Source organism: Paenibacillus swuensis (assembly GCF_001644605.1).
Classification (GTDB): Bacteria; Bacillota; Bacilli; order Paenibacillales; family DY6; genus Paenibacillus_N; species Paenibacillus_N swuensis.
In genome coordinates this window covers 2603918-2630000 of record NZ_CP011388.1, presented here as the reverse complement: position 1 = coordinate 2630000, position 26083 = coordinate 2603918, and the positions used below count along the sequence as shown (strand labels likewise).

General features: G+C 45.9%; 44 protein-coding genes (1 of these 44 only partly in view). 2 read left to right on the top strand and 42 right to left on the bottom strand.

Going from position 1 to position 26083, the window contains the following annotated elements; all coding sequences use genetic code 11:
- Both SY83_RS11590 and SY83_RS11585 read right to left on the bottom strand, forming a co-directional pair.
- Positions 1–40: the beginning of a hypothetical protein gene (locus tag SY83_RS11590; protein ID WP_068606665.1), read on the bottom strand. The gene continues 182 nt to the left of window position 1, outside the view; only the first 40 of its 222 coding nucleotides appear in the window; its start codon is at positions 38–40; the stop codon falls past the left edge of the window.
- Between the two features lie 119 nt (positions 41–159).
- Positions 160–774: a stage II sporulation protein M gene (locus SY83_RS11585; protein WP_068606664.1), complete on the bottom strand. Its 615-nt coding sequence runs from the start codon at positions 772–774 to the stop codon at positions 160–162.
- 86 nt (positions 775–860) lie between these two features.
- Here SY83_RS11585 and pdaB point away from each other — a divergent pair, with 86 nt between their 5' ends.
- Positions 861–1628 (top strand): polysaccharide deacetylase family sporulation protein PdaB, encoded by a 768-nt coding sequence (gene pdaB, locus SY83_RS11580; protein ID WP_068606662.1) that lies wholly within the window; start codon positions 861–863, stop codon positions 1626–1628.
- Between the two features lie 50 nt (positions 1629–1678).
- Here the strand turns inward: pdaB and SY83_RS11575 are convergent, their stop codons facing one another.
- Positions 1679–2269 carry a KinB-signaling pathway activation protein gene (locus SY83_RS11575; RefSeq protein WP_068606660.1) on the bottom strand — a complete coding sequence of 197 codons (591 nt, stop codon included), beginning with the start codon at positions 2267–2269 and terminating at the stop codon, positions 1679–1681.
- A gap of 133 nt (positions 2270–2402) precedes the next feature.
- On the opposite strand from SY83_RS11575, the gene gerD reads away from it, so the two are divergent.
- Complete coding sequence (gerD, locus tag SY83_RS11570; protein WP_068606658.1) at positions 2403–3074, top strand: spore germination lipoprotein GerD; 672 nt, start codon at positions 2403–2405, stop codon at positions 3072–3074.
- Between the two features lie 50 nt (positions 3075–3124).
- On the opposite strand, the gene SY83_RS11565 is transcribed toward gerD, so the two are convergent.
- The 39 genes from SY83_RS11565 to tuf form a co-directional block, all read right to left on the bottom strand.
- Positions 3125–4195: a P-loop NTPase gene (locus SY83_RS11565; RefSeq protein ID WP_068606656.1), complete on the bottom strand. Its 1071-nt coding sequence runs from the start codon at positions 4193–4195 to the stop codon at positions 3125–3127.
- Positions 4196–4246: 51 nt separating this feature from the next.
- Positions 4247–5002 (bottom strand): N-acetylmuramoyl-L-alanine amidase CwlD, encoded by a 756-nt coding sequence (cwlD, locus tag SY83_RS11560; protein WP_068606654.1) that lies wholly within the window; start codon positions 5000–5002, stop codon positions 4247–4249.
- Between the two features lie 96 nt (positions 5003–5098).
- Complete coding sequence (sat, locus tag SY83_RS11555) at positions 5099–6277, bottom strand: sulfate adenylyltransferase (protein ID WP_068606652.1); 1179 nt, start codon at positions 6275–6277, stop codon at positions 5099–5101.
- 57 nt (positions 6278–6334) lie between these two features.
- On the bottom strand, positions 6335–7027 hold the full coding sequence (locus SY83_RS11550; RefSeq protein WP_068606650.1) for a phosphoadenylyl-sulfate reductase: 693 nt from the start codon (positions 7025–7027) through the stop codon (positions 6335–6337).
- A 200-nt stretch (positions 7028–7227) separates the two neighbouring features.
- Complete coding sequence (rpsI, locus tag SY83_RS11545) at positions 7228–7620, bottom strand: 30S ribosomal protein S9 (protein WP_068606648.1); 393 nt, start codon at positions 7618–7620, stop codon at positions 7228–7230.
- A gap of 20 nt (positions 7621–7640) precedes the next feature.
- The gene (rplM, locus tag SY83_RS11540) at positions 7641–8081 is read right to left on the bottom strand and encodes a 50S ribosomal protein L13 (RefSeq protein ID WP_068606645.1); all 441 of its coding nucleotides are present in this window, start codon (positions 8079–8081) and stop codon (positions 7641–7643) included.
- A gap of 226 nt (positions 8082–8307) precedes the next feature.
- The gene (gene truA / locus SY83_RS11535; RefSeq protein WP_068606643.1) at positions 8308–9081 is read right to left on the bottom strand and encodes a tRNA pseudouridine(38-40) synthase TruA; all 774 of its coding nucleotides are present in this window, start codon (positions 9079–9081) and stop codon (positions 8308–8310) included.
- A gap of 98 nt (positions 9082–9179) precedes the next feature.
- On the bottom strand, positions 9180–9545 hold the full coding sequence (gene rplQ / locus SY83_RS11530) for a 50S ribosomal protein L17 (RefSeq protein ID WP_068606641.1): 366 nt from the start codon (positions 9543–9545) through the stop codon (positions 9180–9182).
- Positions 9546–9597: 52 nt separating this feature from the next.
- A complete protein-coding gene (locus SY83_RS11525; protein ID WP_068606639.1) occupies positions 9598–10542 on the bottom strand; it encodes a DNA-directed RNA polymerase subunit alpha in 945 nt (314 codons plus the stop codon).
- A gap of 124 nt (positions 10543–10666) precedes the next feature.
- Positions 10667–11062: a 30S ribosomal protein S11 gene (gene rpsK / locus SY83_RS11520; RefSeq protein ID WP_068606636.1), complete on the bottom strand. Its 396-nt coding sequence runs from the start codon at positions 11060–11062 to the stop codon at positions 10667–10669.
- Positions 11063–11081: 19 nt separating this feature from the next.
- A complete protein-coding gene (rpsM, locus tag SY83_RS11515) occupies positions 11082–11450 on the bottom strand; it encodes a 30S ribosomal protein S13 (protein ID WP_068606634.1) in 369 nt (122 codons plus the stop codon).
- A gap of 18 nt (positions 11451–11468) precedes the next feature.
- Entirely contained in the window at positions 11469–11582 is a 114-nt protein-coding gene (gene rpmJ, locus SY83_RS11510) for a 50S ribosomal protein L36 (protein ID WP_003333770.1), read from the bottom strand.
- 100 nt (positions 11583–11682) lie between these two features.
- Positions 11683–11898 carry a translation initiation factor IF-1 gene (gene infA / locus SY83_RS11505; RefSeq protein WP_068606632.1) on the bottom strand — a complete coding sequence of 72 codons (216 nt, stop codon included), beginning with the start codon at positions 11896–11898 and terminating at the stop codon, positions 11683–11685.
- Positions 11899–11918: 20 nt separating this feature from the next.
- Entirely contained in the window at positions 11919–12218 is a 300-nt protein-coding gene (locus SY83_RS11500; protein ID WP_068606630.1) for a KOW domain-containing RNA-binding protein, read from the bottom strand.
- Positions 12219–12221: 3 nt separating this feature from the next.
- Positions 12222–12974: a type I methionyl aminopeptidase gene (gene map / locus SY83_RS11495; RefSeq protein ID WP_068606629.1), complete on the bottom strand. Its 753-nt coding sequence runs from the start codon at positions 12972–12974 to the stop codon at positions 12222–12224.
- A complete protein-coding gene (locus tag SY83_RS11490; protein ID WP_068606627.1) occupies positions 12974–13624 on the bottom strand; it encodes an adenylate kinase in 651 nt (216 codons plus the stop codon). The genes map and SY83_RS11490 overlap by 1 nt, the downstream gene beginning before the upstream one ends.
- A 163-nt stretch (positions 13625–13787) precedes the next feature.
- Positions 13788–15086, bottom strand: coding sequence for a preprotein translocase subunit SecY (gene secY, locus SY83_RS11485; protein ID WP_068606625.1), 1299 nt, complete (start codon positions 15084–15086; stop codon positions 13788–13790).
- Positions 15086–15526: a 50S ribosomal protein L15 gene (rplO, locus tag SY83_RS11480; RefSeq protein ID WP_068606623.1), complete on the bottom strand. Its 441-nt coding sequence runs from the start codon at positions 15524–15526 to the stop codon at positions 15086–15088. Before rplO ends, secY begins: the two co-directional genes overlap by 1 nt.
- Before the next feature lie 38 nt (positions 15527–15564).
- Positions 15565–15753, bottom strand: a complete 189-nt coding sequence (rpmD, locus tag SY83_RS11475) for a 50S ribosomal protein L30 (RefSeq protein ID WP_068606621.1) — start codon at positions 15751–15753, stop codon at positions 15565–15567.
- An 11-nt stretch (positions 15754–15764) separates the two neighbouring features.
- Positions 15765–16262, bottom strand: a complete 498-nt coding sequence (rpsE, locus tag SY83_RS11470) for a 30S ribosomal protein S5 (RefSeq protein WP_068606619.1) — start codon at positions 16260–16262, stop codon at positions 15765–15767.
- 24 nt (positions 16263–16286) lie between these two features.
- The gene (rplR, locus tag SY83_RS11465) at positions 16287–16649 is read right to left on the bottom strand and encodes a 50S ribosomal protein L18 (RefSeq protein WP_068606617.1); all 363 of its coding nucleotides are present in this window, start codon (positions 16647–16649) and stop codon (positions 16287–16289) included.
- A gap of 71 nt (positions 16650–16720) precedes the next feature.
- Positions 16721–17263 carry a 50S ribosomal protein L6 gene (gene rplF / locus SY83_RS11460; RefSeq protein WP_068606614.1) on the bottom strand — a complete coding sequence of 181 codons (543 nt, stop codon included), beginning with the start codon at positions 17261–17263 and terminating at the stop codon, positions 16721–16723.
- A gap of 29 nt (positions 17264–17292) precedes the next feature.
- Positions 17293–17691, bottom strand: coding sequence for a 30S ribosomal protein S8 (rpsH, locus tag SY83_RS11455; RefSeq protein WP_068606611.1), 399 nt, complete (start codon positions 17689–17691; stop codon positions 17293–17295).
- Between the two features lie 34 nt (positions 17692–17725).
- Positions 17726–17911, bottom strand: a complete 186-nt coding sequence (locus SY83_RS22725) for a type Z 30S ribosomal protein S14 (RefSeq protein ID WP_082882482.1) — start codon at positions 17909–17911, stop codon at positions 17726–17728.
- 70 nt (positions 17912–17981) lie between these two features.
- Positions 17982–18524, bottom strand: coding sequence for a 50S ribosomal protein L5 (gene rplE, locus SY83_RS11450; RefSeq protein WP_082882481.1), 543 nt, complete (start codon positions 18522–18524; stop codon positions 17982–17984).
- Positions 18525–18554: 30 nt separating this feature from the next.
- Complete coding sequence (rplX, locus tag SY83_RS11445; RefSeq protein WP_068606609.1) at positions 18555–18908, bottom strand: 50S ribosomal protein L24; 354 nt, start codon at positions 18906–18908, stop codon at positions 18555–18557.
- A gap of 41 nt (positions 18909–18949) precedes the next feature.
- Entirely contained in the window at positions 18950–19318 is a 369-nt protein-coding gene (rplN, locus tag SY83_RS11440; RefSeq protein WP_068606607.1) for a 50S ribosomal protein L14, read from the bottom strand.
- A gap of 35 nt (positions 19319–19353) precedes the next feature.
- Positions 19354–19620 (bottom strand): 30S ribosomal protein S17, encoded by a 267-nt coding sequence (gene rpsQ, locus SY83_RS11435; protein WP_068606605.1) that lies wholly within the window; start codon positions 19618–19620, stop codon positions 19354–19356.
- Between the two features lie 31 nt (positions 19621–19651).
- The gene (rpmC, locus tag SY83_RS11430; protein ID WP_068606603.1) at positions 19652–19849 is read right to left on the bottom strand and encodes a 50S ribosomal protein L29; all 198 of its coding nucleotides are present in this window, start codon (positions 19847–19849) and stop codon (positions 19652–19654) included.
- On the bottom strand, positions 19839–20273 hold the full coding sequence (rplP, locus tag SY83_RS11425; RefSeq protein ID WP_068606601.1) for a 50S ribosomal protein L16: 435 nt from the start codon (positions 20271–20273) through the stop codon (positions 19839–19841). Before rplP ends, rpmC begins: the two co-directional genes overlap by 11 nt.
- Before the next feature lie 2 nt (positions 20274–20275).
- Positions 20276–20944, bottom strand: a complete 669-nt coding sequence (rpsC, locus tag SY83_RS11420; RefSeq protein WP_068606599.1) for a 30S ribosomal protein S3 — start codon at positions 20942–20944, stop codon at positions 20276–20278.
- Positions 20945–20957: 13 nt separating this feature from the next.
- Positions 20958–21290, bottom strand: a complete 333-nt coding sequence (rplV, locus tag SY83_RS11415; RefSeq protein ID WP_068606597.1) for a 50S ribosomal protein L22 — start codon at positions 21288–21290, stop codon at positions 20958–20960.
- Positions 21291–21329: 39 nt separating this feature from the next.
- On the bottom strand, positions 21330–21608 hold the full coding sequence (rpsS, locus tag SY83_RS11410) for a 30S ribosomal protein S19 (protein WP_068606594.1): 279 nt from the start codon (positions 21606–21608) through the stop codon (positions 21330–21332).
- A gap of 54 nt (positions 21609–21662) precedes the next feature.
- Positions 21663–22493, bottom strand: a complete 831-nt coding sequence (rplB, locus tag SY83_RS11405) for a 50S ribosomal protein L2 (protein ID WP_068606593.1) — start codon at positions 22491–22493, stop codon at positions 21663–21665.
- 29 nt (positions 22494–22522) lie between these two features.
- On the bottom strand, positions 22523–22813 hold the full coding sequence (rplW, locus tag SY83_RS11400; protein WP_068606590.1) for a 50S ribosomal protein L23: 291 nt from the start codon (positions 22811–22813) through the stop codon (positions 22523–22525).
- Positions 22813–23436 carry a 50S ribosomal protein L4 gene (gene rplD, locus SY83_RS11395; RefSeq protein WP_068606589.1) on the bottom strand — a complete coding sequence of 208 codons (624 nt, stop codon included), beginning with the start codon at positions 23434–23436 and terminating at the stop codon, positions 22813–22815. Before rplD ends, rplW begins: the two co-directional genes overlap by 1 nt.
- Positions 23437–23461: 25 nt before the next feature.
- Positions 23462–24088 (bottom strand): 50S ribosomal protein L3, encoded by a 627-nt coding sequence (gene rplC / locus SY83_RS11390; protein ID WP_068606587.1) that lies wholly within the window; start codon positions 24086–24088, stop codon positions 23462–23464.
- Between the two features lie 67 nt (positions 24089–24155).
- On the bottom strand, positions 24156–24464 hold the full coding sequence (gene rpsJ, locus SY83_RS11385; protein WP_017692074.1) for a 30S ribosomal protein S10: 309 nt from the start codon (positions 24462–24464) through the stop codon (positions 24156–24158).
- A 312-nt stretch (positions 24465–24776) separates the two neighbouring features.
- Positions 24777–25967, bottom strand: coding sequence for an elongation factor Tu (gene tuf, locus SY83_RS11380; protein WP_068606585.1), 1191 nt, complete (start codon positions 25965–25967; stop codon positions 24777–24779).
- Positions 25968–26083: the final 116 nt, after the last annotated feature.

The window sequence follows — 26083 nt, the reverse complement described above, 5'->3', positions numbered from 1 at the left end:
ATTCCTTGCATTCTTTGTCATTAAACAGGATCCCTAGCATAACCGTAAAAAGCCTCCCTGAGAGAAAATAGTGCTGCGTCTGCGGAAGTAACGTTCCAACCGTTTTACTGTTATGCACAATAAATGGAAATTTTATGATGGGGCCTCTAAAAAACTTTTTTACCTCTCCAATAACCAGAACGTGATCGTACTTTCAATAACAGCGGCAATCAAGAGCAAGGCCACCAAGATCCAGGCGACAGGCACCAAATCACGCAGATAGGCACGAACAGACTTTTTTTTGTCGCTGCGATTTATGCCCCTCCAATTCCACATTCGCTTCCACATTAACGCACCTAAATTCAACCCAATGGCGCCGGAAACTATCATGACGGGAAGCTCAATAATACCATGCGGCAAAATTCCCCTAAGGAAAAGTCGCCCTACGTCCGCTCCTTGATCGGCAGCCATTCCGAAGATGTAGCCCATCACCAACCCGTTAATAAATAAAAATATCGTCGGAATTATGCCGAACAGCAACCCGGTAAACATCACGATTACGGATTTGATTGCATTATTCAAAAAGATAAACACAAATAAAATGAATCTCGCATGTTCCTGAGCGTTAATCTGCTCCGCCAACTCTTTAATGCCCGCCGTTTGCGATTGGCCGTAATCTTGAAACACATTCATCGTTGCGCCCATAACGGCTCCCGCAATAAATAGCAATAATGCTATTGCCAACCATCTCTTGATGGATCGCAATTGTTCCTTGAAAATTCTCAAGCTTGTCATAAAAATCCTCCTTTAGTGTGAATATCCTGGTTGTACGAGCATACATTTTAGTAGGTTCTAATAACGAAACGGAAGGAGGAAATGAAATGAATTTTTTCTATGTAATGAACGGCCGAAAGATCAAGCGGAATTTCTTTATGTTTATTGCGGCGTTATTTACCGTCGGCGTGATTTATACGGAGCGTGATAATATTACAGTATTTTCATCCAGTGAACCCGGAGCCATCTACAGTATCCCTACGGACAAAAAAGTGATCGCTCTCACCTTTGACATCAGTTGGGGGAATAAACGGGCGGAGCCCATCATTCAACTTTTGAAAGACAAGGGGGTACAGGCTACATTCTTCCTCTCCTCCACCTGGAGCCAGCAAAACCCCGAATTGGTCAAGAAAATTGCAGACAACGGTTTTGAAATCGGCAGCCATGGCCACAAGCATGATTTCTACAGTAAATACAGTGATGAAGACATCCGCAAGCAGATTCAAACCGCACATAGTATATTAACCGATGTAACCGGAAAATCACCAAATTTGATACGATTACCTAACGGGGATTTTGACAGAAGAGTTCTGCAGATCGCCAAAGATTTAAACTACACCGTCATACAATGGGAAACCGATTCTCTGGATTGGCAGAACGGCGGCACACAGAATATCGTCAATCGTGTTACCACCAAAGCTCATCCCGGCGACATCGTACTTCTTCATGCCAGCGATTCAAGCAAACAAACTCATGAGGCTTTACCCAAAATCATTGACGATCTTCGCGCTAAAGGGTATGAGTTCGTAACCGTTTCGGAATTAATGAGCCAAACCGATGTAAGCCAACGTCAAGTGGAAGATAAACGGCCTTAAGTAATTACGTTGTGTCTCCCTATATATGAAAAAAAGAGCTAATGGCAGCATTAGCTCTTTGGGGTGTTCAATATACGGTGCAGCTGTAAGATCTGCCATGCGTTACAACAGAATATAGGGACTAGCGTGAATAGGATGGCTACGGCCGTATGTTGCTGTAGACCTGGTATGGATGCCAATATGGTTCCTGCCGTCATCCATAGCAGCGTCGGAATGAAAGCTGACTTGTTCGTCAACCTGACTTTCCATAAGGTCACCGCTAACGCACCCAACAAGACAAGAACAGACACTGTTACGGCAGATAGAATTTCATCTCCGCTTTGATCATACAGAATTCTTAAGTAAGCCGCTTCGAATAGAGTGATAATGATGATGCCAACCTGCACCAATGTCCAATAGGAGCGAAAAACACCCTTAAAGATATAATTTACGGTCAGGTAGGCAAAGAAAGCCATTTGACTGACGGCCCCGAACATTAATCCCCCCAGAAACATGGTCAGGAAGTTAAAGCTTATATCCCCTAACCCCGCCACAGCGATATCTTTATCTGTAAAGCGTAACACCATGCCTATAATGACAGCGCTGATCCCGCCGGTAAGCAAAGTTGTCCAAAATAAGTAAAACCACTTCTTTAAATTCAATGAAGCTCCACCTCCGCATAATAAAATATTGTACCAACGATTTGCTTAAAATGCCAACCGTTTCATAAACATAATCCAACCCCTTCAAAAACATACTAAGCTTATACATTACTACAGGAAGGGAGGTCCGACGATGCGGAAACTGCATATTATAGCCCTCTCGGGCCTAATCATACTAAGTACAGGCTGCGGCCCGGGTTCTCAAGAAAGCGGAGAAAGTCAGGTTAATTACAAGGAAGTCAAAGACATGGTTGTCGATATTCTGAAGACGGAAGAAGGCAAAAAAGCCATTGAAGAAGCTCAATCGGGCGAAACGGGTACCGGCATGCATGCGAATATGTTAACTTCCACGGATAATGCGCAAATATCGTTAGCGGTAAAAGAGGTTCTGACATCACCGGAGTATGAGAAGAAAATTGAAGAAATGATGAAAGATCCTAAATTTGCCGGTGATTTTGCGAAAACGGTTATGAAAGGCAACAAACAGCTTCATAAGGACTTAATGAAAGATCCGCAATACCAGAAATCCATAACCGATTTGATGAAAGATCCGGAGATCGAAAAGATGTTCCTCGATTTAATGAAAGGTACGCAATACCGGAAGCAGACCATGGCCATCATGCAAGAATCCTTTCAAAGTCCTCTGTTCCGTATGGAGGTACTGGAGTTATTAGATAAAGTCGTTGAAAAGCAACTGAAGCCTGACGAAGAGAAAAAAGCAAAAGAATCCGGCGGATCATCCGGCGGAGGCGAAGAAGGCGGCGGTGGCGGCGGGGGCGAATCCGGCTCGGGCAGCGGAGGATAATTGGCTTTAAAAAGGACCGATCCCTCAAATGGGATCGGTCCTTCATGTTTTTAGTTTATAATTCGTTGCGCTAACTGATCGTATATCTGACCTGTGGCTGTGTCGGATTTATAGATGGAAGGCGCGAATTCGGGATCGGTCAACGGATTATCAGGAGCGCCTAAAGGGATTTGGGCAAGCAATTCCGTATGAAGAGACTCCGCTAGCTTACCTCCGCCTCCGCGACCAAACACATATTCTTTAGTCCCGCAGGATCCGCACTCATAATACGCCATATTCTCCACGACGCCCAGAATTTCATGTTCCGTTCTTAGCGCCATCGCCCCAGCCCGCGCCGCAACAAATGCTGCTGTGGCATGCGGGGTGGTTACGATGATTTCTTTGCTCTGCGGGATCATGCTGTGAACGTCCAGCGCCACATCCCCTGTACCCGGCGGCAAATCAAGCAGTATATACTCCACATCGCCCCATTCGACTTCAGCGAAGAAATTTCGGAGCATCTTGCCCAACATGGGGCCTCGCCAAATTATAGGGGCGTTGTCCTCAACAAAGAAACCCATCGAAATAACTTTTACGCCGAAGCGTTCTACAGGAATAATCCGATCCCCATCCAACACCGGACGTGTTTCAATTCCCATCATGTCGGGCACACTGAAACCATAAATATCTGCGTCGATAATCCCGACTTTCTTCCCCTGTCGTGCTAATGCAACCGCAAGGTTTACCGTTACCGTGGACTTACCCACGCCGCCTTTACCGCTGGCTACAGCGATGAATTCTACCCCTGCTTCAGGATCCAGCACAGAGCTGTTGGGTTTGCCTTGCTCCCTTACCGCTTGGGCATCCTCCAGCTGCTTGGCAACTTCGCCTCGCTCGTATTCTGATATAGCTCTGAATCGAATATGTACTTCTTCCGCGCCGATCGCTTTCACGGCTTTAGTAATTTCTTGCTGTAACTCCGCTCTGCGATTCTCGTGATCAATGGTCAACAGAGCCGTCAAAGATACACGATTTTCTTTAATCATAACATCCCGAATGAGATGCAATTCCATTATATTTCGACGGTACACCGGATCTTCCAAATGCTTCAAAGCTTCCCATACCTGCTCTTTAACAATCATACGCGCACCTCTTAAAATGTTGTGATTTACCTGAATAGTATATCACAAATCTTATAAAGTTAGCTTCTCGCCTGAATAGTACCTAAGAATCCCCGTGTAAATCGAAGCGGCGACCTTTTTTTGGTAGGACGCGTCTGCCAATAGCTCCGCTTCCCTTAAATTTGACAAGAATCCAACCTCAACCAACGCTGCGGGAATATCCATGGCTTTAAGCAAAAAAACTTCATGAGGCACCTTTTTGACCTGACGGGTCGTATTCTGCAAATTATTCTTGATTTCATCCTGTATTAATGCCGCGAGCAGTTGATTATCTTGATGTTTATCATAATAAAAAGTCTGCGCTCCAGACCACTTATCGGAAGGAATCGCATTCATATGGATGCTGACCATCAGGTTGGCTTGGTTGCTCTTAATAAATTGAGCTCTTTTTAACAAATCCTCAGATTTACGCCGGCTATACCCTTTCGTTCCCTCATCAGCCAGATCTTTGTCTTCCTCACGGGTCATAATGACGATAGCCCCTGCCTGCTGAAGATAATCTCTTAATTGTAAAGCTATGGCTAAATTAATCTCTTTCTCGATCACGCCCAGTTTACTGCTGGCGCCGCCGTCCGGTCCGCCATGTCCTGCATCAATCGCGATGGTTTTCCCCGACAACGGTAATGTCCAATAGGTCCACGTTTTCGTTGAGGGCAGCTTGTAGGTAAAAACCATAACCATCGCCATCGCAAGAATCATAAACAGAGCCAATTTCGAGAGTCTTTTCTTGTTTAATAAAATGATGATACTTCGTCTTTGCCGGCTCATAAAAAAAGTCCACCCCCGTTTTCCCAAATGATCTTTATCATCATATGGGACGAGGTGGACGAATATGACATGCCCTAAGGCCTGTTGGACAATGTATTATGAGTTCGTGGAAGCCAGTTGCTCATTCATGCCTTCAATCAGCACTTGAGCGACTTCAGCACGGGTGAACTCGGCAGGCGGGCATTGACCATCGCGTAAGAGTGCCCTTACCTTGGTTCCGGACAGATGCAGATGATCTCCGGAATCATGAGGACAAGTTTTGCTGGAGGCCATATTTCCGCATTTGGTGCAGAAGAAGCTATGTTCAAAGAAAAGAGGCGTGATGCCTAATTCATCGGCTGTAAAGTTGCTAAAGATTTCTTGGGCTTCATACGTGCCGTAGTAGTCACCTACACCCGCATGGTCGCGTCCCACAATAAAATGCGTGCATCCGTAGTTTTTGCGTACCATGGCATGGAAGATGGCTTCACGAGGTCCCGCATAACGCATCGCAGCAGGGAATACGCCCAGGAATACACGATCATCCGGATAATAGTTTTCCAACAGCACCAGATAGCTGCGCATACGTACGTCAGCGGAGATATCATCGGATTTCGTTTCGCCGACAAGCGGATTAAGAAACAATCCGTCCACGATCTCCATGGCGCTTTTCTGAATGTATTCGTGCGCGCGGTGAACCGGGTTGCGTGTTTGAAAGCCTACAACCGTTCTCCATCCTTTTTCCGCGAAGATTTCTCTTGTCCGGCTAGGGTTAAAGTAGAATTCGTCGAATTTTTTCGGCTGAGGGCGGTTTAGTACTATAACGGACCCGCCGACATACGTGGAGGGGCGCGATAGAAGCTTCTGGACGCCTGGATGGGCTTCATCGTTAGTCTTATATACTTTGACAGCCTCGTCCTTCTGATCGACTTTATAAATGCTTTCTACATTCAGGAGGGCGTAAGCAATTCCGTCTTCATCCCCGATCAATGCAACTCGCTCTCCTTGAGCAATTCCCGCCGCAACAGTCTCTTCCACGGCCAATGTAATTGGAATACTCCAGACCGCGCCGTTTGCCAACCGCATATGGTCCACCACGGATCTATAATCATCTTCGTTCATAAAACCGGTTAGTGGTGAAAACGCGCCTACCCCAATGAGATCCAAATCAGAGATCGTCCAGGTATTCACAGATATGGACTTAAGCGTAGGTACCAGTTCCAGAAGTTCGTCGCGTTCTTGTCCTTCGGCGATGCGGTTAATTAATGTTCCTCCATGAGGCAATATGGCAGTCATTGTGTTTCCCCTTCCGTTATCGGTTCGGTAGCTGAATATAGGCTAATTAAAGTGAGTTTATTTATGCAATCCGCATTCCGTCTTGTCATTACCCGCCCAGCGTCCGGCGCGCGGATCTTCTCCCGGCATGACCTGACGAGTGCAGTAGTGGCAGCCGATGCTAGGATAATGGTTATCATGTAGTGTGTTGTAAATAATGTCGTTCGTACGAATATAATTCCAAACGTCGTCTGTAGTCCAGTTCGCGATCGGGTTGAACTTTACCAATCCGAACTTATAGTCATACTCGACTTTCTTCGCGTTCGCTCTTGTCGGCGCCTGATCACGGCGTATCCCTGTGATCCAAGCGTCATACTGGCCCAGGATTCGCGTCAGCGGCTCCACTTTGCGGATATTACAGCATTCGTTCGGAGCGGATGTCCAGAGCTCCTCCCCGTGCTTCAGAGCTTGCTCTTCAGGCGTCAACAGCGGCGCAACACGCACGAAGTTGATTCCGTACTTCTCGGCAAGACGGTCACGAACTTCATATGTTTCCGTAAAATGAAAATCCGTGTCCAGATAGAAAATATCCGATTTCGGACTGACCTTTTGTAACATATCAACTAACACTACATCCTCTGCGCCAAAACTGCAGGCAAATGTAATATTCGGAAATTTGTCTACAGCCCATTCTATAATAGCTTCGGGAGAAGCCGTTTCCAGAAGCTCAGCGGCATCATGTATTAAAGCTTCTTTCTCTAACAAGTTCATCTTCATATACCTCCGTCTTTAATTCCTAGTAAGCTTATAAGGATTAATGTTAATTTTATTATAAATGTTAGGGGGCTAATGTCAATGTCTTTAGTAGAATTGATTTGTCCTTTTTATAGGTATTCGTTGACAGGCTTGGACGTGAATATAGCGCAAAAAAAAACCTCTTCTGCACAAGACAGAAAAGGTTTCTTGAGTTCTTAACGTTTGGAGAACTGTGGAGCGCGACGAGCGGCTTTCAAGCCGTATTTCTTACGCTCTTTCATACGAGGATCACGAGTCAAGAATCCAGCTTTCTTCAGAGAAGGACGGAATTCAGGATCAGCTTTAAGCAACGCACGGGAAATGCCATGACGGATCGCGCCGGCTTGACCGGACATACCGCCACCGTGAGTGTTAACGAGAACATCGTATTTGCCAACAGTTTCTGTAAGAGCCAAAGGTTGTTTCACGATTAATTTTAAAGTTTCAAGACCGAAATATTCATTCAGATCACGTTTGTTGACCAAGATTCGTCCTTCACCCGGTACTAAGCGAACGCGCGCTACCGAATGTTTACGACGACCTGTGCCATAGTATTGTACTTGTGCCACGATACAGACCTCCTTATTATTTAGCCGCGAAGTTCGTACACTTCAGGGTTTTGGGCTTGGTGCGGATGTTCCGAACCTGCATATACTTTCAATTTAAGCTTCATCTTATCACCAAGGCGATTCTTAGGAAGCATACCGTGAATTGCGGATTCAACAACACGCTCAGACTTAGCAGAGTTCAATACGTCCGCAGCGGAAGTAACTTTCAATCCGCCTGGGTACATGGAGTGACGGTAGTACATCTTGTTCTGAAGCTTCTTACCCGTCAGGTGAATTTTCTCAGCGTTGATGACAACTACAAAGTCACCAGTGTCAACGTGAGGTGTAAATTGGGGTTTGTGTTTGCCGCGGATTAAGCTTGCAGCTTCACTTGCCAGACGTCCAAGCGTCTTGCCGGTAGCATCGATGATGTACCATTTGCGTTCAACTTCGTTAGGCTTAGCCATAAATGTGGTACGCATGTTTCATCCTCCTTGTAGATGGGGTATTCCGAATTTATCGTTCATTGTTATAGTCATATTGAGATGTTGCAGTTGTCTTACAAGTTATGCATTTAAAGCTGTTTTGTGGCCTTTTCTTAATCGGGGCTGTGGGATAGCCATTAAGAAACGCCAAGTTATATATTACTATATCAGACCCTGAGATGCAAGTCATTTGCCCATATTATTAAAAATATAAATAGACGACCTATATCTCTTCATAAAATACTTCCCACAGCATTAAACCTTGGGCGACGGCCGTCGGTCCAGCCAATGAACGGTCTTTACCTTCTAGTATCCGTAACATGTCGTGACTGCTCCATTTGCCTTCTCCGACCTTCAATAAGGTACCGACGATAATGCGCACCATATTGTGTAGAAACCCGTTACCTGTAACGTAGAGCTTTAGAATGCCCAATTGATCGCTTAGGTAAGAAGTGTGATCCACTTCATGTACGAGCCTTGCCTCATAGATGGTTCGAACATGGGATTCCTTCGTTGATTTACGGGAGGCAAAGGAAGTAAAGTCGTGCTCTCCTACCAGATGCTTTAATGAGTCCTGCATTTCTTCCACATTCAATCGGGTCGGATGATGGAATTGCAAATGCTGATGAAACACATCCGGATACCTATTGGCATTTATGGTGTAACAGTACGTTTTCTTCTTGGCGGTGCGCCTAGAATGAAACGCTTCTGACACCTCGGTAGCTCTCAGAATCACAATGTCATCCGGCAGTCGGTTATTCAGCGCAAGACACCAACGTTCAATGGGGATAACGGACTCCGTGTAAAAGTTAAAAACCTGCCCTCTGGCATGCACGCCGGCATCCGTCCGACCCGAGGCCGTAATCTTGAGCTTTTCCCCCGTTAACCGGAAAATAGACTCTTCGATTCGATCCTGGATTGTGTTTCCGTCCGGCTGGGTTTGAAATCCGAAATACTTCGTACCGTCATAACTAACCACCATACACAGGTTTCTCATGCTTGTCCTCCGCCTTAAAGCCACGCTGTTTCCGTTCAACAAAAAAAGGGCTTCATCAGAATCCGAAGATTCTGTCCACCCTTTCCCCATTTAATCCATTAGGTACGGTCTACTAATTCCAAGTAAACCATAGGAGCTGCGTCTCCGCGGCGAGGTCCTAGCTTAAGAATACGAGTGTATCCGCCTGGACGTTCCGCGTAGCGAGGTGCCAATTCGTCGAACAGCTTCTGGATCGCATCTTGATCTCCAGTTACTTGCTCACGACGAACGAATGCTGCCACTTGACGGCGAGCATGAAGGTCACCACGTTTAGCAAGAGTAATTAGTCTTTCAGCAATAGAACGAACTTCTTTAGCTTTCGCTTCAGTCGTTTGAATACGTTCATGTATAAATAAGTCGGTTACCAAGTCACGGAATAAAGCTTTACGTGCGCTTGCGTCACGACCTAACTTTTGGTATGCCATGTGTTTCCCCTCCTTCGTAAAGTACTGCAGTATCTACTGTAGCTTGAGTCTATTAGTCTTCCATTCTTAGGCCCAAGCCCAGCTCTTCCAGCTTCTCTTGAACTTCTTCCAAAGACTTGCGTCCCAAGTTGCGGACTTTCATCATGTCTTCTTCGGTTTTCGTGATCAGCTCTTGAACGGTATTGATGCCGGCGCGCTTGAGACAGTTGTAAGAACGAACGCTTAGGTCCAACTCTTCAATTGTCATTTCAAGCACTTTTTCTTTTTTGTCCTCTTCTTTTTCGACCATGATTTCAGCATCTTTAGCTTCGTCGGTCAGACCAACGAACAGCATCAAGTGCTCTGTCAGGATCTTGGCTCCGAGACTTACAGCTTCTTCTGGACGGATGCTGCCATCTGTCCACACTTCGAGGGTTAGTTTGTCATAGTTGGTAACTTGACCTACACGAGTGTTTTCGATGCTGTAATTGACGCGGGTAATCGGCGTGTAGACAGAATCTACCGGAACGACTCCGATCAACTGCTCTTCCTTCTTATTCCGGTCAGCTTGCACATAGCCGCGTCCGCGGTTAGCGAAGACGCGCATATGCAATCTAGCATCCGAAGACAAGGTCGCAATATGAAGGTCCGGGTTCAGGATCTCGACATCGCTGTCCGCGCGGATATCTCCGGCAACTACGTTGCCTTCGCCGTCTGCATCGATTTCGAGCACCTTATCCTCGTCGGAATGAATTTTCAACGATAGCCCTTTGAGGTTTAGAATAATTTCCGTAACGTCTTCCTTAACACCGGGAATCGTGGAGAACTCATGAAGTACTCCGTCGATTTGAACCGAGGTTACCGCTGCGCCAGGCAGGGAAGACAGGAGGATACGGCGCAGGGAATTCCCCAATGTCGTGCCGTAGCCACGCTCCAACGGTTCAATCACGAACCGTCCGTACGTTCCGTCTTCGTTTACTGCTACGGTTTCTATTTTCGGCTTTTCGATTTCAATCATTAAAATAACCCTCCTTCAAAACGTCGACCTCTATTAAACCAAATCGGTTAAATCATGTAGTATGCCTATCTCTTTCATTCATTATTCACAAGTTAAAGATATTTATACCACAATGTCCAGGAAACTAGACACGACGACGTTTTGGTGGGCGGCATCCGTTATGAGGAATTGGGGTTACGTCTTTAATCAGGTTAACTTCAAGACCAGCGGCTTGAAGGGAACGGATTGCAGCTTCACGACCTGCACCAGGACCTTTAACCATAACTTCGACGGATTTCAATCCGTGCTCCATTGCTGCTTTAGCTGCTGTTTCAGCTGCCATTTGCGCTGCGAACGGAGTGCTCTTACGGGAACCTTTGAAACCCATGTTACCCGCAGTAGACCAGGAAATTGCATTACCATGCGGATCTGTGATCGTTACGATCGTGTTGTTGAAAGTAGAACGAATGTGTGCTACTCCAGACTCGATATTCTTGCGATCACGGCGTTTGGTACGTACTACTTTTTTCGCTTTAGCCATTTTTAGTTATCCCCCCTTCTTATTTCTTTTTGTTAGCTACAGTACGACGAGGACCTTTGCGCGTACGTGCGTTTGTTTTCGTACGTTGACCGCGAACAGGCAAGCTGCGGCGGTGACGAAGGCCACGGTAAGATCCGATTTCGATCAGACGTTTGATGTTTAGGGAAATTTCACGGCGAAGGTCGCCTTCCACTTTAACATTCTTGTCGATTTCTTCACGAAGTTTGCTCACTTCGTCTTCTGTCAAGTCGCGAACGCGAGTTTCTTTGCTGATTCCAGTGCTAGCCAGAATATTTTGGGAAGTTGTTTTGCCAATCCCGAAAATGTACGTCAGCGCAATTTCAACACGCTTGTCACGAGGTAAGTCAACACCAGCTATACGAGCCATTCTAAACTACACCTCCTATTAACCTTGTTTTTGTTTGTGTTTCGGATTTTCACAGATTACCATTACATTCCCTTTACGGCGAATGACTTTGCATTTTTCGCAAATCGGTTTAACCGATGGTCTAACTTTCATTTGGATTACCTCCTAAGAGATTTGCTTTAGCAAATCCGACTTCGTAAGCTTAGCTTCAGTTCTGCATGACACAGCAACAGGTAAGCTCACTTAGTTAAACTTACTTACGGTACGTAATACGTCCTCTAGTCAGATCGTATGGTGACAATTGAATGACTACTTTATCGCCGGTCAAAATACGAATGAAATGCATTCTAAGCTTCCCGGATACGTGGGCAAGAATTTGATGGCCGTTCTCCAGCTCTACCTTAAACATAGCGTTCGGCAGTGGCTCGAGTACCGTACCTTCTACTTCAATCACATCTTCTTTAGCCAATGTACAACTCTCCTCTCGAATCAAGCATTGCTTTGCGATGCTTCAATGAATTTCGAGACAGCGTACCGCAGCTTCCCATTGGTCACTCGGCCGCTTTCCCGAATACTGTCTACAACCTCGGAGCTGATCCATTCTTGCAGTTCAAGGTGAAGAAGGTTCTTCTTCTTGGGCTGATCGAATTTACGCTTATCCCCGTCGGCTATAGATACAAACCGTCCGTCCACGATTCCGATGATGACAGCAATCTTGCCGTCGTCACGACCTTTCAGAATCTTAACAATCTGTCCGAGCTCAGGTTTCTTTGCTTCAATCACGCTCATCACCTACGCTCTGCTTTTCGTTAAGATTTCATAACCGTCCTGCGTAATGGCAATCGTATGTTCGAAATGAGCGCACAAGGATCCGTCAACCGTTACTACGGTCCAATCATCCTGCAGCGTCTTCACAAAACGTTCGCCGACGTTTACCATCGGTTCGATAGCAAGCACCATCCCCGGTTTCAAGCGAGGACCGCGATCCGGCATGCCGTAATTCGGAATTTGGGGTTCTTCATGCAAGTCTGCACCAATTCCATGACCGACATACTCTTTAACGACGGAAAAGCCTTCTTCTTCTATCACCCGTTGAATCGCGTTCGAGATCGTATGCAAGCGTACATCCGGCTTCGCTTGTTCCAATCCGGCATAGAGGGAGCGCTCAGTCACTTCAAGAAGTTTCTTAGCTGTTTCCGAAATCTCTCCTACCGGATAAGTCCATGCAGAATCGCCATGATAGCCTTGATATTGAGCCCCAATATCGATGCTGATAATGTCGCCTTCGTTCAGTATGCGCCGGCCTGGTATGCCATGCACTAATTCATCGTTGACGGATGCGCAAATGCTTCCCGAGAAATCATTGTACCCCTTGAAAGATGGAACTGCGCCCTGACTGCGAATGTATCTTTCTGCGATCTGATCTAACTCAAGAGTTGTTACCCCCGGTTTAACCGAATCTCGCATAAGACGATGCGTGTCAGCGACAATCCGCCCGGCTTCCCTCATCAAGCTCAACTCATAGTCGGACTTACAAATAATCATTAAGCTTGACCTCTTAGCACGGAGTTGATTTCAGAAGTTACCGCATCAATTTCTTGCTCGCCGTTTACTTCGCGAAGCAAATGCTTCTGTTCGTAATATGCAAGCAACGGAGCTGTTTTGTTTATATACTCATCAAGTCTGGTACCAACCTTTTCTTCCGTATCATCGGAACGTTGGTAGAGTTCCCCAGAGCATTTGTCGCAAAGATGTTCCCGGTGCGGAGGGTTGAAGATTACATGGTAAGTTGCGCCGCATGATTTGCATATGCGTCTGCCCGTAAGACGGGCCAGTAACAGGTCACGGTCTACCCGAAGGTTGATCACATGATCCAGCTTGCGCTCCATGCCGGTTAGGATGTCGTCAAGTGCAGCGGCTTGTTCCAATGTTCTTGGAAAACCATCAAGTAGGAAACCTGAGGCGCAATCCGCTTCTTGAAGTCTTTCTTTTACGATCCCTATCGTAATGTCATCCGGGACCAACAAACCTTGATCGACGTACTCCTTAGCCTTGACCCCCATTGCCGTGCCTTGTTTCATGGCTGCGCGGAATGCATCTCCGGTAGAGATGTGGGGAATCTTAAACTCGGATACAATACGCTCGGCTTGTGTTCCCTTACCTGCACCGGGAGGTCCCATGAAAATGATGTTCATCTTAAGTTTCCTCCCGCAAGTTCCCTACGCAACCTAAGTGGCGTAAGATAACTTATCTTGTAAGGACTACATCGTTTCAAGTTGAAACGAACAGGGTATTGAGCGTTACAACAGCACAATAGGTGCCGACGATGATCGCATTGGATGACGTCAGAACCTATTGCTATTTATTGATAAAACCTTTGTAGTGACGTTTAATCAGTTGGCTTTCGATCTGCTTCATCGTTTCTAGGGCAACCCCGATGACGATAAGAATCGATGTTCCGCCGATAGCTACAGCACTCGGCAACTTCGCGATATTACCGGCAATTGTCGGTAATATGGAGATGACCGCCAGGAAGATGGCGCCTGCCAGTGTAATGCGAGTCATTACACGCGTCAGGTAGGTGGATGTCATTTTACCAGGACGAATGCCCGGAATGTATCCGCCGTTCTTCTTCATTTGGTCTGCCATCTGCACAGGATTAATCTGCACGAATGTGTAGAAGAATGTAAATCCGATAATCAACAGAACGTAGAGCACCATACCAAGCGGTTTTGTGTACATCAAGTTATTCGAGATCCACACAGACACGGATGATTGAGCCCAGAACTGAGAAATCGTAATCGGGAAAAGAAGTAAAGATGATGCGAAGATAACCGGGATTACCCCAGCAGCGTTAACTTTCAGCGGAATGTGAGTGGATTGGCCACCGTACATTTTGCGTCCAACAACGCGCTTCGCGTATTGTACTGGTATTTTTCGAATGCCCTGTTGGACAAAGATTACACCGACAATAACCGCAACCATCAGAATTAGGAGGATTACTACCTTAACAATGTTCAGGAACAGTAAATCGCCTGCATCCATGAATTGCGTTTGATAAATTTGGCGGATGGCCGTCGGGATACCTGCAACGATACCCGCGAAGATGATTACAGAAATACCGTTACCGATACCATTCTCCGTAATTTGCTCACCCAACCACATCAGAAATGCCGTTCCCGCCGTTAGCACGATCGCGATGATCAAGTAAGTCGTGAAGCTTGCATCTCTAACCATATCGAGATTGTAAAGTCTGTTGAACCCGATGGCCAAACCATAGGCTTGAATCAGACCCAACACGATTGTACCATAACGTGTGATCTGAGCCAATTTACGGCGTCCGACTTCCCCTTCTTTAGACCATTGGGTAAAGCGGGGAACCACATCCATCGACAAGAGTTGCACGATAATGGATGCTGTGATGTATGGCATAATTCCCATCGCGAAGATGGAGAAGTTGGCCAATGCACCGCCGGAGAATGTGTTCAGAAGACCAAACACATTGTTCTGTTGATCCAGACCTGTTAGTACATCTGTGTTAATGTTAGGTACCGGAATAAAAGATCCGATTCTATAGATGATCAGTATGAGCAGTGTGAAAATAATTCTTCTTCTCAGATCTTCTACTTTCCATATGTTCGATATGGTCTTCAACATTAGATCACCTCGGTTTTACCACCGGCAGCTTGGATTTTGTCTACCGCAGATTGAGAGAACTTGTTAGCTTTAACTGTAAGCTGTACAGTAACTTCGCCGTTACCCAAGATTTTAATTCCGCTCTTAGAGTTCTTCACAATACCGGATTCTTTAAGAAGCTCCGGAGTAACTTCAGTACCCGCCGCAAAGCTGTTCAGATCTTCAATGTTAACCAAGGCGTATTCCTTGCGATTGAAGTTCGTGAAACCGCGCTTTGGCAGACGACGATAAAGTGGGTTTTGACCACCTTCGAAGCCTGGACGAACGCCACCGCCTGAACGAGCGTTTTGTCCTTTGTGTCCGCGAGCTGCCGTTTTACCTGTACCGCTACCGATACCGCGACCAATGCGTTTCTTCGGATGGCGGGAACCAGGAGCAGGTTGTAACTCGTGTAATTTCATCGTTGCACCTCCTCTAGTTTTGTGCTCCGCTATAATTTCTAGCCTTCGATTTCTGTAACTTTTAATAGGTGAGTCACATGATTAACCATACCGCGAATGGCTGGGTTATCGTTGTGAACTACAGTTTGGTTCACTTTGCGCAAGCCAAGAGTATTGACAGTGGCGCGTTGTGTTTCCGGACGACCGATCAGACTGCGAACGAGGGTAATTTGTAATTGCTTGGCCATTGTTTCCCCTCCTAACTTAGTAGCTCTTGCACTGTTTTACCGCGAAGTTTCGCAACTTCTTCGGCTTTTTTCAGGCGAGATAAGCCTTCCAGTGTCGCGTTCACCATGTTCATGGAGTTCGAAGAGCCCAGAGATTTTGTTAGAATATCGCCTACACCTGCAAGCTCAAGCACCGCACGAACCGGTCCTCCAGCGATTACTCCAGTACCTTGGGATGCCGGTTTTAATAATACTCTACCAGCTCCGAATTTACCAGTCACAAGATGTGGGATTGTTGTTTTTACGAGAGGAACATGAATCAAGTTCTTCTTCGCATCTTCAATACCTTTACGGATGGCGTCTGGCACTTCGCCAGCTTTGCCGATACCGGCACCAACCCAACCGTTGCCGTCGCCCACTACTACTAGTGCGCTGAAGCTGAAACGGCGTCCGCCTTTAACTACTTTAGCTACGCGGTTAATGTTAACTACTTTTTCAGTCAGTTCTAAAGTATTAGGATCTACACGCAAGTCGTTTACCTCCTTATTTATTGATTAGAATTCAAGACCTGCTTCGCGAGCAGCGTCTGCCAAAGCTTGAACACGTCCGTGGTACAAGTATCCGCCGCGATCGAAAACTACACGATCCAGACCGGCATCCTTCGCACGTTTCGCGATTAATGCGCCAACTTGACGAGCCGCTTCAACATTTCCTCCGTTGGAAATGTCAACTTCTTTATCCACAGTAGATGCAGAAGCGATAGTAACACCTCTAACATCGTCAATGATTTGAGCATACATGTGTTTGGAAGAACGGTAGATGTTCAACCGAGGACGCTCTGTAGTCCCTTGGATTTTCTTACGTACGCGAAGGTGTCTTTTCAGACGGGCCTTATTTTTATCAGCTTTTGTAATCATCCTGATGGTCACTCCTTTCCAGTCAGTTGCAGCCCCGAGGGCTTATACATGAAAGATCACGTTAAGCGATCTTATTTTTTCTTACCGGCTTTACCTTCTTTGCGGATAATACGTTCACCTTCGTACTTGATACCTTTACCTTTGTAAGGCTCAGGCTCGCGCACGGAACGAATTTTCGCAGCAGTTGCGCCGACCAGTTCTTTATCGATTCCTTTAACGATAATCTTCGTGTTAACAGGAACTTCGAATTCAATACCGGATTCCGGTGTGATTTCAACCGGGTGAGAGTAGCCTACATTCAGAACCACTTTATCACCAGTCTTGTTAGCTCTGTATCCAACGCCGACAAGCTCAAGGTTTTTCGTGAATCCTTCGGAAACTCCAGCCACCATGTTATTGATAACGCTGCGAGTAGTTCCGTGTAGGGAACGGTGAAGTTTATGATCAGACGGGCGTTCAACAACGACGTTGTTGTCTTCCACAGTCACTTTCATATCTTTGTGTAATTCGCGGCTAAGCGTTCCTTTAGGACCTTTAACCGTGATGTTTGTATCTTCAAGTGTTACAGTAACGCCGTTAGGCACTGTAATCGGTTTGCGACCAATACGAGACATTCGTGCACCTCCATTCGTTAAAAATTATATTACCATACGTAGCAGATAACTTCTCCGCCTGCTTTAGTTTGACGAGCTTCTTTGTCGGTCATAACACCTTTGGATGTGGAGATGATTGCAATTCCCAATCCGCCTAGTACGCGAGGCACTTCCGTGCTTTTCGTGTAAACGCGAAGACCTGGTTTGCTGATTCTCTTCAATCCGGTGATAACACGCTCATTGTTAGGGCCGTATTTCAAGAAGATACGGATAATCCCTTGTTTGTTGTCTTCAATATATTCAGCGTCACGGATAAATCCCTCACGCTTCAGGATCTCAGCGATTTCCTTCTTCTGCTTGGAAGCAGGCAATTCAACTGTTTCGTGACGAACAACGTTTGCGTTACGAATGCGTGTAAGCATATCTGCAACTGGATCTGACATTACCATATTGTAGCGAACCTCCTTCCCGAAAATGGGTTGATTACCAACTTGCTTTTCTTACGCCAGGAATCTGGCCTTTGTATGCTAATTCGCGGAAACAAATCCGGCAAATCTTGAACTTTTGCAGTACGGAGTGCGGACGACCGCAGCGCTCACAGCGAGTGTAAGCCTGTACTTTGAACTTCGGAGCACGTTGTTGCTTAATTTTCATCGAAGTTTTTGCCACTTAGGTTGACACCTCCTGAGTTAGCGAAGCAAGGTTGCTTCGAAAGCAAATGCCTGCTTCACAGAAATTTTTATTTCGTAAACGGCATTCCCATTTGAATCAATAACTCACGAGCTTCCTCATCAGTCTTGGCCGTCGTTACGATAACGATATCCATACCGCGTACTTTATCGACTTTATCGTACTCGATTTCCGGGAAGATCAATTGCTCTTTAAGGCCCAGTGTGTAGTTACCGCGACCGTCGAAAGCTTTAGCGGAAATACCGCGGAAGTCACGTACGCGTGGCAATGCTACGTTGAACAATTTGTCCAAGAAGTAGTACATACGCTCACCGCGAAGGGTAACTTTAGCACCGATCGGCATGTTCTCACGAAGTTTGAAACCCGCGATGGATTTCTTAGCTTTTGTGATAACAGGCTTTTGGCCAGCAATCAGTTTAAGCTCTTCTACCGCTACGTCAAGAACCTTGGAGTTCGAAACCGCTTCGCCGATACCCATATTGATAACGACTTTCTCGATCTTAGGAACTTGCATTACTGTAGAGTAAGTGAACTTCTGCATTAAAGCAGGAGTGATTTCATTCAGATAACGATCTTTTAATCTTGCAGTCACGTTAAGTGTGCCTCCTTTCTGTTAAGACGATTAGTTAATGACTTCGCCTGATTTTTTAGCAACCCGTACTTTTTTACCGTTGTCCAGAACTTTATATCCGATTCTAGTTGGCTGGCCGCTCTTCGGATCAAGCAGCATCACGTTCGAAACGTGAATTGGAGCTTCTTGATTCAAGATCCCGCCTTGCGGATTCTGTTGGGAAGGCTTCGCATGCTTCTTCACCATGTTGATTCCTTCAACCAATACACGGTTTTCACGAGGGAAAGCAGCGATGATACGGCCCTTCTTACCTTTATCTTTACCTGTAATCACCATAACCGTGTCATCCTTCTTCACGTGAAGTTTGTTGTTATGGTCTTCCAGTCTTTTCTTAGTTTTTGGCATTCAATACACCTCCTATAAGTTTGCGCCTGCAAACTTCCTTCTTAGATAACCTCAGGAGCAAGAGATACGATTTTCATGAAGTCTTTATCACGAAGTTCACGAGCAACAGGTCCGAAGATCCGAGTTCCGCGTGGGCTCTTATCGTCTTTCACGATAACCGCCGCATTCTCGTCGAAGCTGATGTAGGAACCGTCTTTACGTCTTGTGTCGCGTTTAGTGCGAACGATAACTGCTTTAACAACATCACCTTTTTTGACAACGCCGCCTGGTGTTGCTTGTTTAACGGAGCAGATGATCAAATCGCCGATGTGACCAACACGACGGCCGGTACCACCCAGTACGCGGATACACATCAATTGTTTAGCACCAGAGTTGTCAGCAACGCTTAAGCGTGTAAATGGTTGAATCATTCAAGTTCCCTCCTTCCGGGATTGTTTCGTTCCGTTTAGATAATAACGGCTTTCTCCGTCACTTCAACAAGTCTCCAGCGCTTGTCTTTGGACAACGGACGAGTTTCCATGATTTTCACTGTGTCGCCGATTTTGGCTTCGTTCAGCTCATCATGTGCTTTAAATTTTTTCGTGTATTTAATGCGCTTGTGGTAAAGATCATGCATCTTGTATGTTTCAACAGCAACTGTAATGGTTTTATCCATTTTATCGCTGACTACTTTACCGACCTGCAATTTTCTTTGATTGCGATCTTCGCTCATTGAACAGCCTCCTCTCTGAATTTAGTTGTACTTAACTAATCCCAAGTTCTCTCTCACGTAATACCGTTTTGGCGCGAGCAATTTCTTTGCGCAAATCACGGATTTGAGTCGGGTTATCCAGTTGGCCAGTAGCCAGTTGAAAACGGAGGTTAAAGAGCTCTTCTTTAAATCCGGTAATCTTTTGTTCAATCTCAGCAGTGGTTAGGTTGCGAAATTCACTAGCCTTCATTTGCTTCACCACCCAATCCTTCACGTTTCACAAACTTAGTCTTGATCGGAAGTTTGTGAGAAGCAAGACGCATAGCTTCGCGAGCGATATCTTCAGGTACACCGGCAAGTTCAAACAGGATTTTACCTGGTTTAACAACGGCAACCCATTTCTCAACGTTACCTTTACCGGAACCCATCCGTACTTCAAGAGGCTTCTGTGTAATTGGCTTCGAAGGGAAGATTTTGATCCACACTTTACCGCCACGTTTGATGTAACGTGTCATTGCGATACGTGCAGCTTCGATTTGTCTGTTCGTAATCCATGCCGGCTCAGTAGCTTGCAAACCGTATTCACCGAAGTTAATCTCAGTTCCGCCTTTAGCGCGACCTTTCATGTTACCGCGCATCTCTTTGCGGTGTTTAACCCGTTTAGGTACTAACATGATTAGTTACCTCCTTCCGGTAGGACAGCCTTTTTCTTGGCAGCCGGAAGAACTTCTCCACGATAGATCCATACTTTCACACCGATACGTCCGTATGTTGTGTGAGCTTCAGCAGTACCGTAGTCGATATCCGCACGAAGTGTATGAAGTGGAACTGTTCCTTCGCTGTAGCCTTCGCTACGAGCAATCTCAGCGCCGCCCAGACGACCGCTAACCGCAGTTTTAATTCCTTTTGCGCCAGAACGCATAGATCTTTGAATCGCTTGTTTCAACGCACGACGGAAGGAAACGCGACGCTCCAGTTGTTGTGCAATGCTTTCAGCTACAAGAATGGCATCCAGATCAGGAGATTTAATCTCAGCGATGTTGATATGCACTTTCTTGCCACCGGACATAGTAGTGATATGAGTACGGATCGCTTCAACTTCAGATCCACCTTTACCAATTACCATACCTGGCTTAGCAGTATGAATCGTTACGTTAACGCGGTTAGCCGCACGTTCGATTTCGATATGAGATACAGCTGAGTCTTTCAGCTTATTCTTTAAGTACTCACGGATTTTAACATCTTCAAGCAACAGAGTGCCGAAGTCTTTACCAGCGTACCATTTGGATTCCCAGTCACGGATAATACCTACGCGTAATCCGACGGGATTTACTTTTTGACCCACACGTTTTCCCTCCTTATTTCTCGGATACCACTAATGTAATGTGGCTTGTTCTTTTGTGTATCGCACTTGCACGACCCATCGCACGAGGGCGGAATCTCTTCATAATCGGACCATGGTTTACATATGCTTGGCTAACGACCAATTTGCTAGTATCCAGGTTGTAGTTGTGTTCTGCGTTCGCGATTGCGGAATTTAGAATCTTTTCAACTACAGGCGAAGCGGATTTAGGTGTATGACGAAGGATTGCGATCGCTTCACCTACTGCCTTACCTCTGATCAAGTCGATAACGAGCTGAACTTTACGAGGAGCAATTCGAACGTAATTCGCGTTTGCTTTAGCTTGCATTGTATTACCTCCTCTCAAACATATAAGAAGTTACGTTTATTATCTCTTGCCTGTCTTGCGATCATCATCATGACCTTTGTACGTACGAGTAGGTGCGAATTCACCTAGTTTGTGTCCTACCATATCCTCAGTTACATAAACCGGCACGTGCTTGCGGCCGTCGTAAACACCGAAAGTGTTACCGACAAACTGAGGGAAAATCGTCGAACGACGAGACCATGTTTTGATAACGGCTTTCTTGCTGGCTTCGTTCATAACTTCAACTTTTTTCAGCAAGTAAGCGTCGATGAAAGGTCCTTTTTTAAGACTGCGTCCCATATTTTGTCCTCCCTTCAAACAACGATTCCTAATCGATTACCGATCAGGTGTTCCTTATTTCGTGCGACGACGAACGATGTATTTATCAGAAGATTTGCCTTTTTTACGTGTTTTGTAACCAAGTGTCGGTTTACCCCATGGAGACATAGGAGATTTACGACCGATTGGAGCACGGCCTTCACCACCACCGTGTGGGTGATCGTTAGGGTTCATGACAACACCGCGGACTTCTGGACGTTGACCCAACCAGCGGGAGCGACCAGCTTTACCGATTTTCACTAGCTCGTGATCTTCGTTACCGACAGATCCGATCGTAGCGCGGCAAACTTTAAGGATTTTACGAACTTCGCCGGAAGTCAGACGAACTGTTACGTACTTTTCTTCTTTACCAAGAAGTTGAGCTTCAGTACCTGCAGCGCGAACCAATTGGCCGCCTTTGCCTGGCTTCAACTCGATGTTGTGGATAACTGTACCGACGGGAATGTTCTCCATTGCTAGGCAGTTACCGATTTTGATATCAGCTGTAGGTCCGGACATTACTTCGTCGCCTACTTTAAGACCCTTAGGAGCAAGGATATATCTCTTCTCACCGTCAGCGTAGTGGATCAGGGCGATGTTAGAAGTACGGTTTGGATCGTACTCAACTGTAGCAACGCGGCCTGGAATTCCATCTTTAGTACGCTTGAAGTCGATGATACGGTATTTACGTTTGTGTCCGCCGCCTTGGTGACGAACTGTAATTTTACCCATGTTGTTACGGCCGGCTTTTTTGCTTAACGGCGCAAGCAACGATTTCTCGGGTGTGCTTGTTGTAATTTCTTCAAAAGTGGACACGGACATAGCGCGACGAGCTGGCGATGTCGGTTTATACTTTTTAATTGGCACGTGGATTCCCTCCTTACTTTAAGAATTTATTATACAGTCTCGAAGAATTCTAGAGCTTTGCTGTCTTCGCTCAGTGTTACGATCGCTTTCTTCCATTCGGAAGTGTAACCGGAATATTTACCGTATCTCTTAGGTTTCGCAGCCATTCTCAGTGTGTTAACATCTGTAACCTTCACTTTGAAGATCGACTCGATCGCCAGTTTGATTTCGGTTTTGTTTGCACGCATTTCAACTTCGAAGACATATTTTCTGTCGTTCATCATTTCGCTTGTGCGTTCCGTAATTACAGGGCGCTTGATAATATCACGAGGATTTTTCATTACGCAAGCACCTCCTCTACCTTCGCTACTGCGTCCTTAGTGATGATTAGTTTGTCATAAACCAATACATCCAGGACGTTGATTCCTTCAGCTGTTACAAACTTAATACCAGGGATGTTACGTGCGGACAATGCAACATTGTCTTCATAAGTAGCTGTAACTACCAATGCTTTACGAGCAACATTCAGGTTGTTAAGAATCGCAGTGAATTCTTTAGTTTTCGGCGCGTTCATTGTCAGTTGATCTAATACGATGATCTCGTTGTCGATCACTTTCGAAGACAATGCGGATTTAATCGCAAGACGGCGAACTTTTTTAGGAAGTTTGAAGCCGTAGCTGCGAGGTGTCGGTCCGAAAACGATACCGCCGCCTTTCCATTGAGGAGCACGGATGCTACCTTGACGGGCGCGACCAGTACCTTTTTGTTTCCAAGGTTTACGTCCGCCTCCGCGTACTTCGGAGCGACCTTTAGTTTTGTGTGTACCACGGCGCAGGGAAGCTTGTTGAGAAACTACCGCGTCATGAAGTACATAAGTGTTCGGTGTAATTCCGAAGACGGAATCGGCAAGCTCGATGTCGCCAACCTCTTTACCACTTACATTAAAAAGCGTTACTTTCGGCATTTAGGAATCCTCCTTTCTTTCGTTCTTAGTTTTTCGTTGTAGTTTTAACGTTCACGTAGCTGTTTTTCGGACCTGGGATCGAACCCTTAACAAGGATTACGTTGCGCTCAGCGTCAATTTTAACAACTTCGAGGTTTTGGATCGTAATGGTTTCGGAACCCATGTGTCCTGGCAGGCGTTTACCTTTCGGTACACGGTTAGCTTGGATGGAACCCATGGAACCTGGACCGCGGTGGTAACGGGAACCGTGAGACATTGGGCCCGTGCTTTGGTTCCAACGTTTGATAACGCCGGCAAAGCCTTTACCTTTGGAAGTACCAGTAACGTCAACATATTCGCCAACTTCAAACAGATCAGCTTTAACCTCTTGGCCAATTTCATAATCTGCAAGGTTGATTCCGCGGAATTCGCGAATGTAGCGCTTAGGTGTTGTACCAGCTTTCTTCGCATGGCCCAACTCTGGCTTAATAGCTTTGTTTGCTTTCTTATCGGAGAAACCTAATTGAACCGCTTCGTATCCGTCATTCTCCAGGTCTTTCTTTTGAAGAACTACGCATGGACCAGCTTCAATTACAGTTACCGGAATTACTAAACCTTCAGGAGTAAAAACTTGAGTCATCCCCAGCTTCTTCCCTAAGATACCCTTTGTCATGTTGACACCTCTTTTCCTCTATCACTTAGTAGTTAGAATGTTCATGTATACAATCAAAGTCAACCGATTAAAGTTTGATTTCGATGTCTACGCCGGATGGTAGATCCAAACGCATCAATGCATCCACAGTTTGTGGTGTTGGATTAACAATGTCGATCAAACGCTTGTGTGTGCGTTGTTCGAATTGCTCACGAGAATCCTTGTATTTGTGAACCGCACGTAGAATAGTAATGATTTGCTTCTCAGTAGGAAGCGGAATCGGCCCGGAAACACCTGCACCGGAACGTTTTGCTGTTTCTACAATTTTCTCTGCGGATTGATCAAGAATTCTGTGATCGTATGCTTTCAAGCGAATACGAATCTTTTGCTTTGCCATATAAGTCCCTCCTTCTATCGCCCAATTTATTATCGGACATACTCCGTGAAAATTTTCCTGCAGCACCGCCATGGCAAAGGAGCCGGGTGTGTCGGTAACCTCTCACATCATCGCAACGTCACAGACCAACAGTCAATATTATATATAATTCCTAGGCACATTGCAAGTAAAATGTTTATATATTTCTTGGGATTTTCATAGAAGGCCTTTTCAAGCCGATTTGACTCAAAATATCACTGTTTCTTCTATATAAAAGAAAAGCTCCAGTCCGTTAGGACAAGAGCTCTTCAATAACTTCAAATGAAGTTTAAATTACTTTTGGATGGATGCAACCGCACCCGCGCCAACTGTACGTCCGCCTTCGCGAATCGCGAAACGAGTACCATCTTCAATAGCGATTGGGTTAATTAGCTCAACCGTTACTGTGATGTTGTCGCCTGGCATAACCATTTCAGTACCTTCTGGAAGGGAGATAACACCTGTTACGTCAGTTGTACGGAAGTAGAACTGTGGACGGTAACCTGTGAAGAAAGGCTTATGACGGCCACCCTCTTCTTTAGTCAGAACGTAAATTTGAGCTGTGAAGTTTGTGTGTGGCTTAACGGAACCCGGTTTAGCCAATACTTGTCCACGTTGGATATCATTACGATCTACACCACGAAGCAATGCTCCGATGTTGTCGCCCGCTTGAGCGGAGTCAAGAAGTTTACGGAACATCTCAACACCAGTAACGATACATTTACGAGTTTCTTCAGCGATACCTACGATTTCGATTTCGTCAGAAACCTTAACCACACCACGCTCTACACGGCCTGTAGCAACTGTACCACGACCTGTGATGGAGAATACGTCCTCGACAGGCATAAGGAAAGGCTTGTCAGTGTCGCGTTCTGGAGTTGGGATGTAAGTGTCAACTTGCTCAAACAACTCGATGATTTTGTCAGCCCATTCGCCTTCTGGATTAGCAAGTGCTTCACGAGCGGAACCACGGATGATCGGAGTGTCGTCGCCTGGGAACTCATACTCGCTAAGAAGGTCGCGAACTTCCATCTCAACTAGTTCTAGAAGCTCTTCGTCTTCAACCATGTCGCATTTGTTTAGGAATACAACGATGTAAGGTACGCCTACTTGGCGGGAAAGAAGGATGTGCTCACGAGTTTGCGGCATTGGGCCGTCAGCTGCGGAACAAACCAGGATCGCGCCGTCCATTTGAGCTGCGCCTGTGATCATGTTTTTAACATAGTCGGCATGGCCTGGGCAGTCAACGTGTGCATAGTGACGGTTAGGAGTTTCATATTCAACGTGAGCTGTGGAGATTGTGATACCGCGCTCGCGCTCTTCTGGAGCTTTATCGATTTGGTCGAAGGCTACTGCCGCGCCACCGTATCTTTTGGAAAGAACAGTAGTGATTGCAGCTGTAAGAGTAGTTTTACCATGATCGACGTGACCGATCGTACCGATGTTAACGTGCGGTTTGTTACGTTCAAATTTAGCTTTTGCCATTTTGAAAAAGCCTCCTTAATAATTTGTAATATGGGTGAGTCCGGTTCTTACGAATACCGCTTGAGCGCGGACTCTATATGAATCGATTATACTACCTGCACGAGGCAGGATGCAAA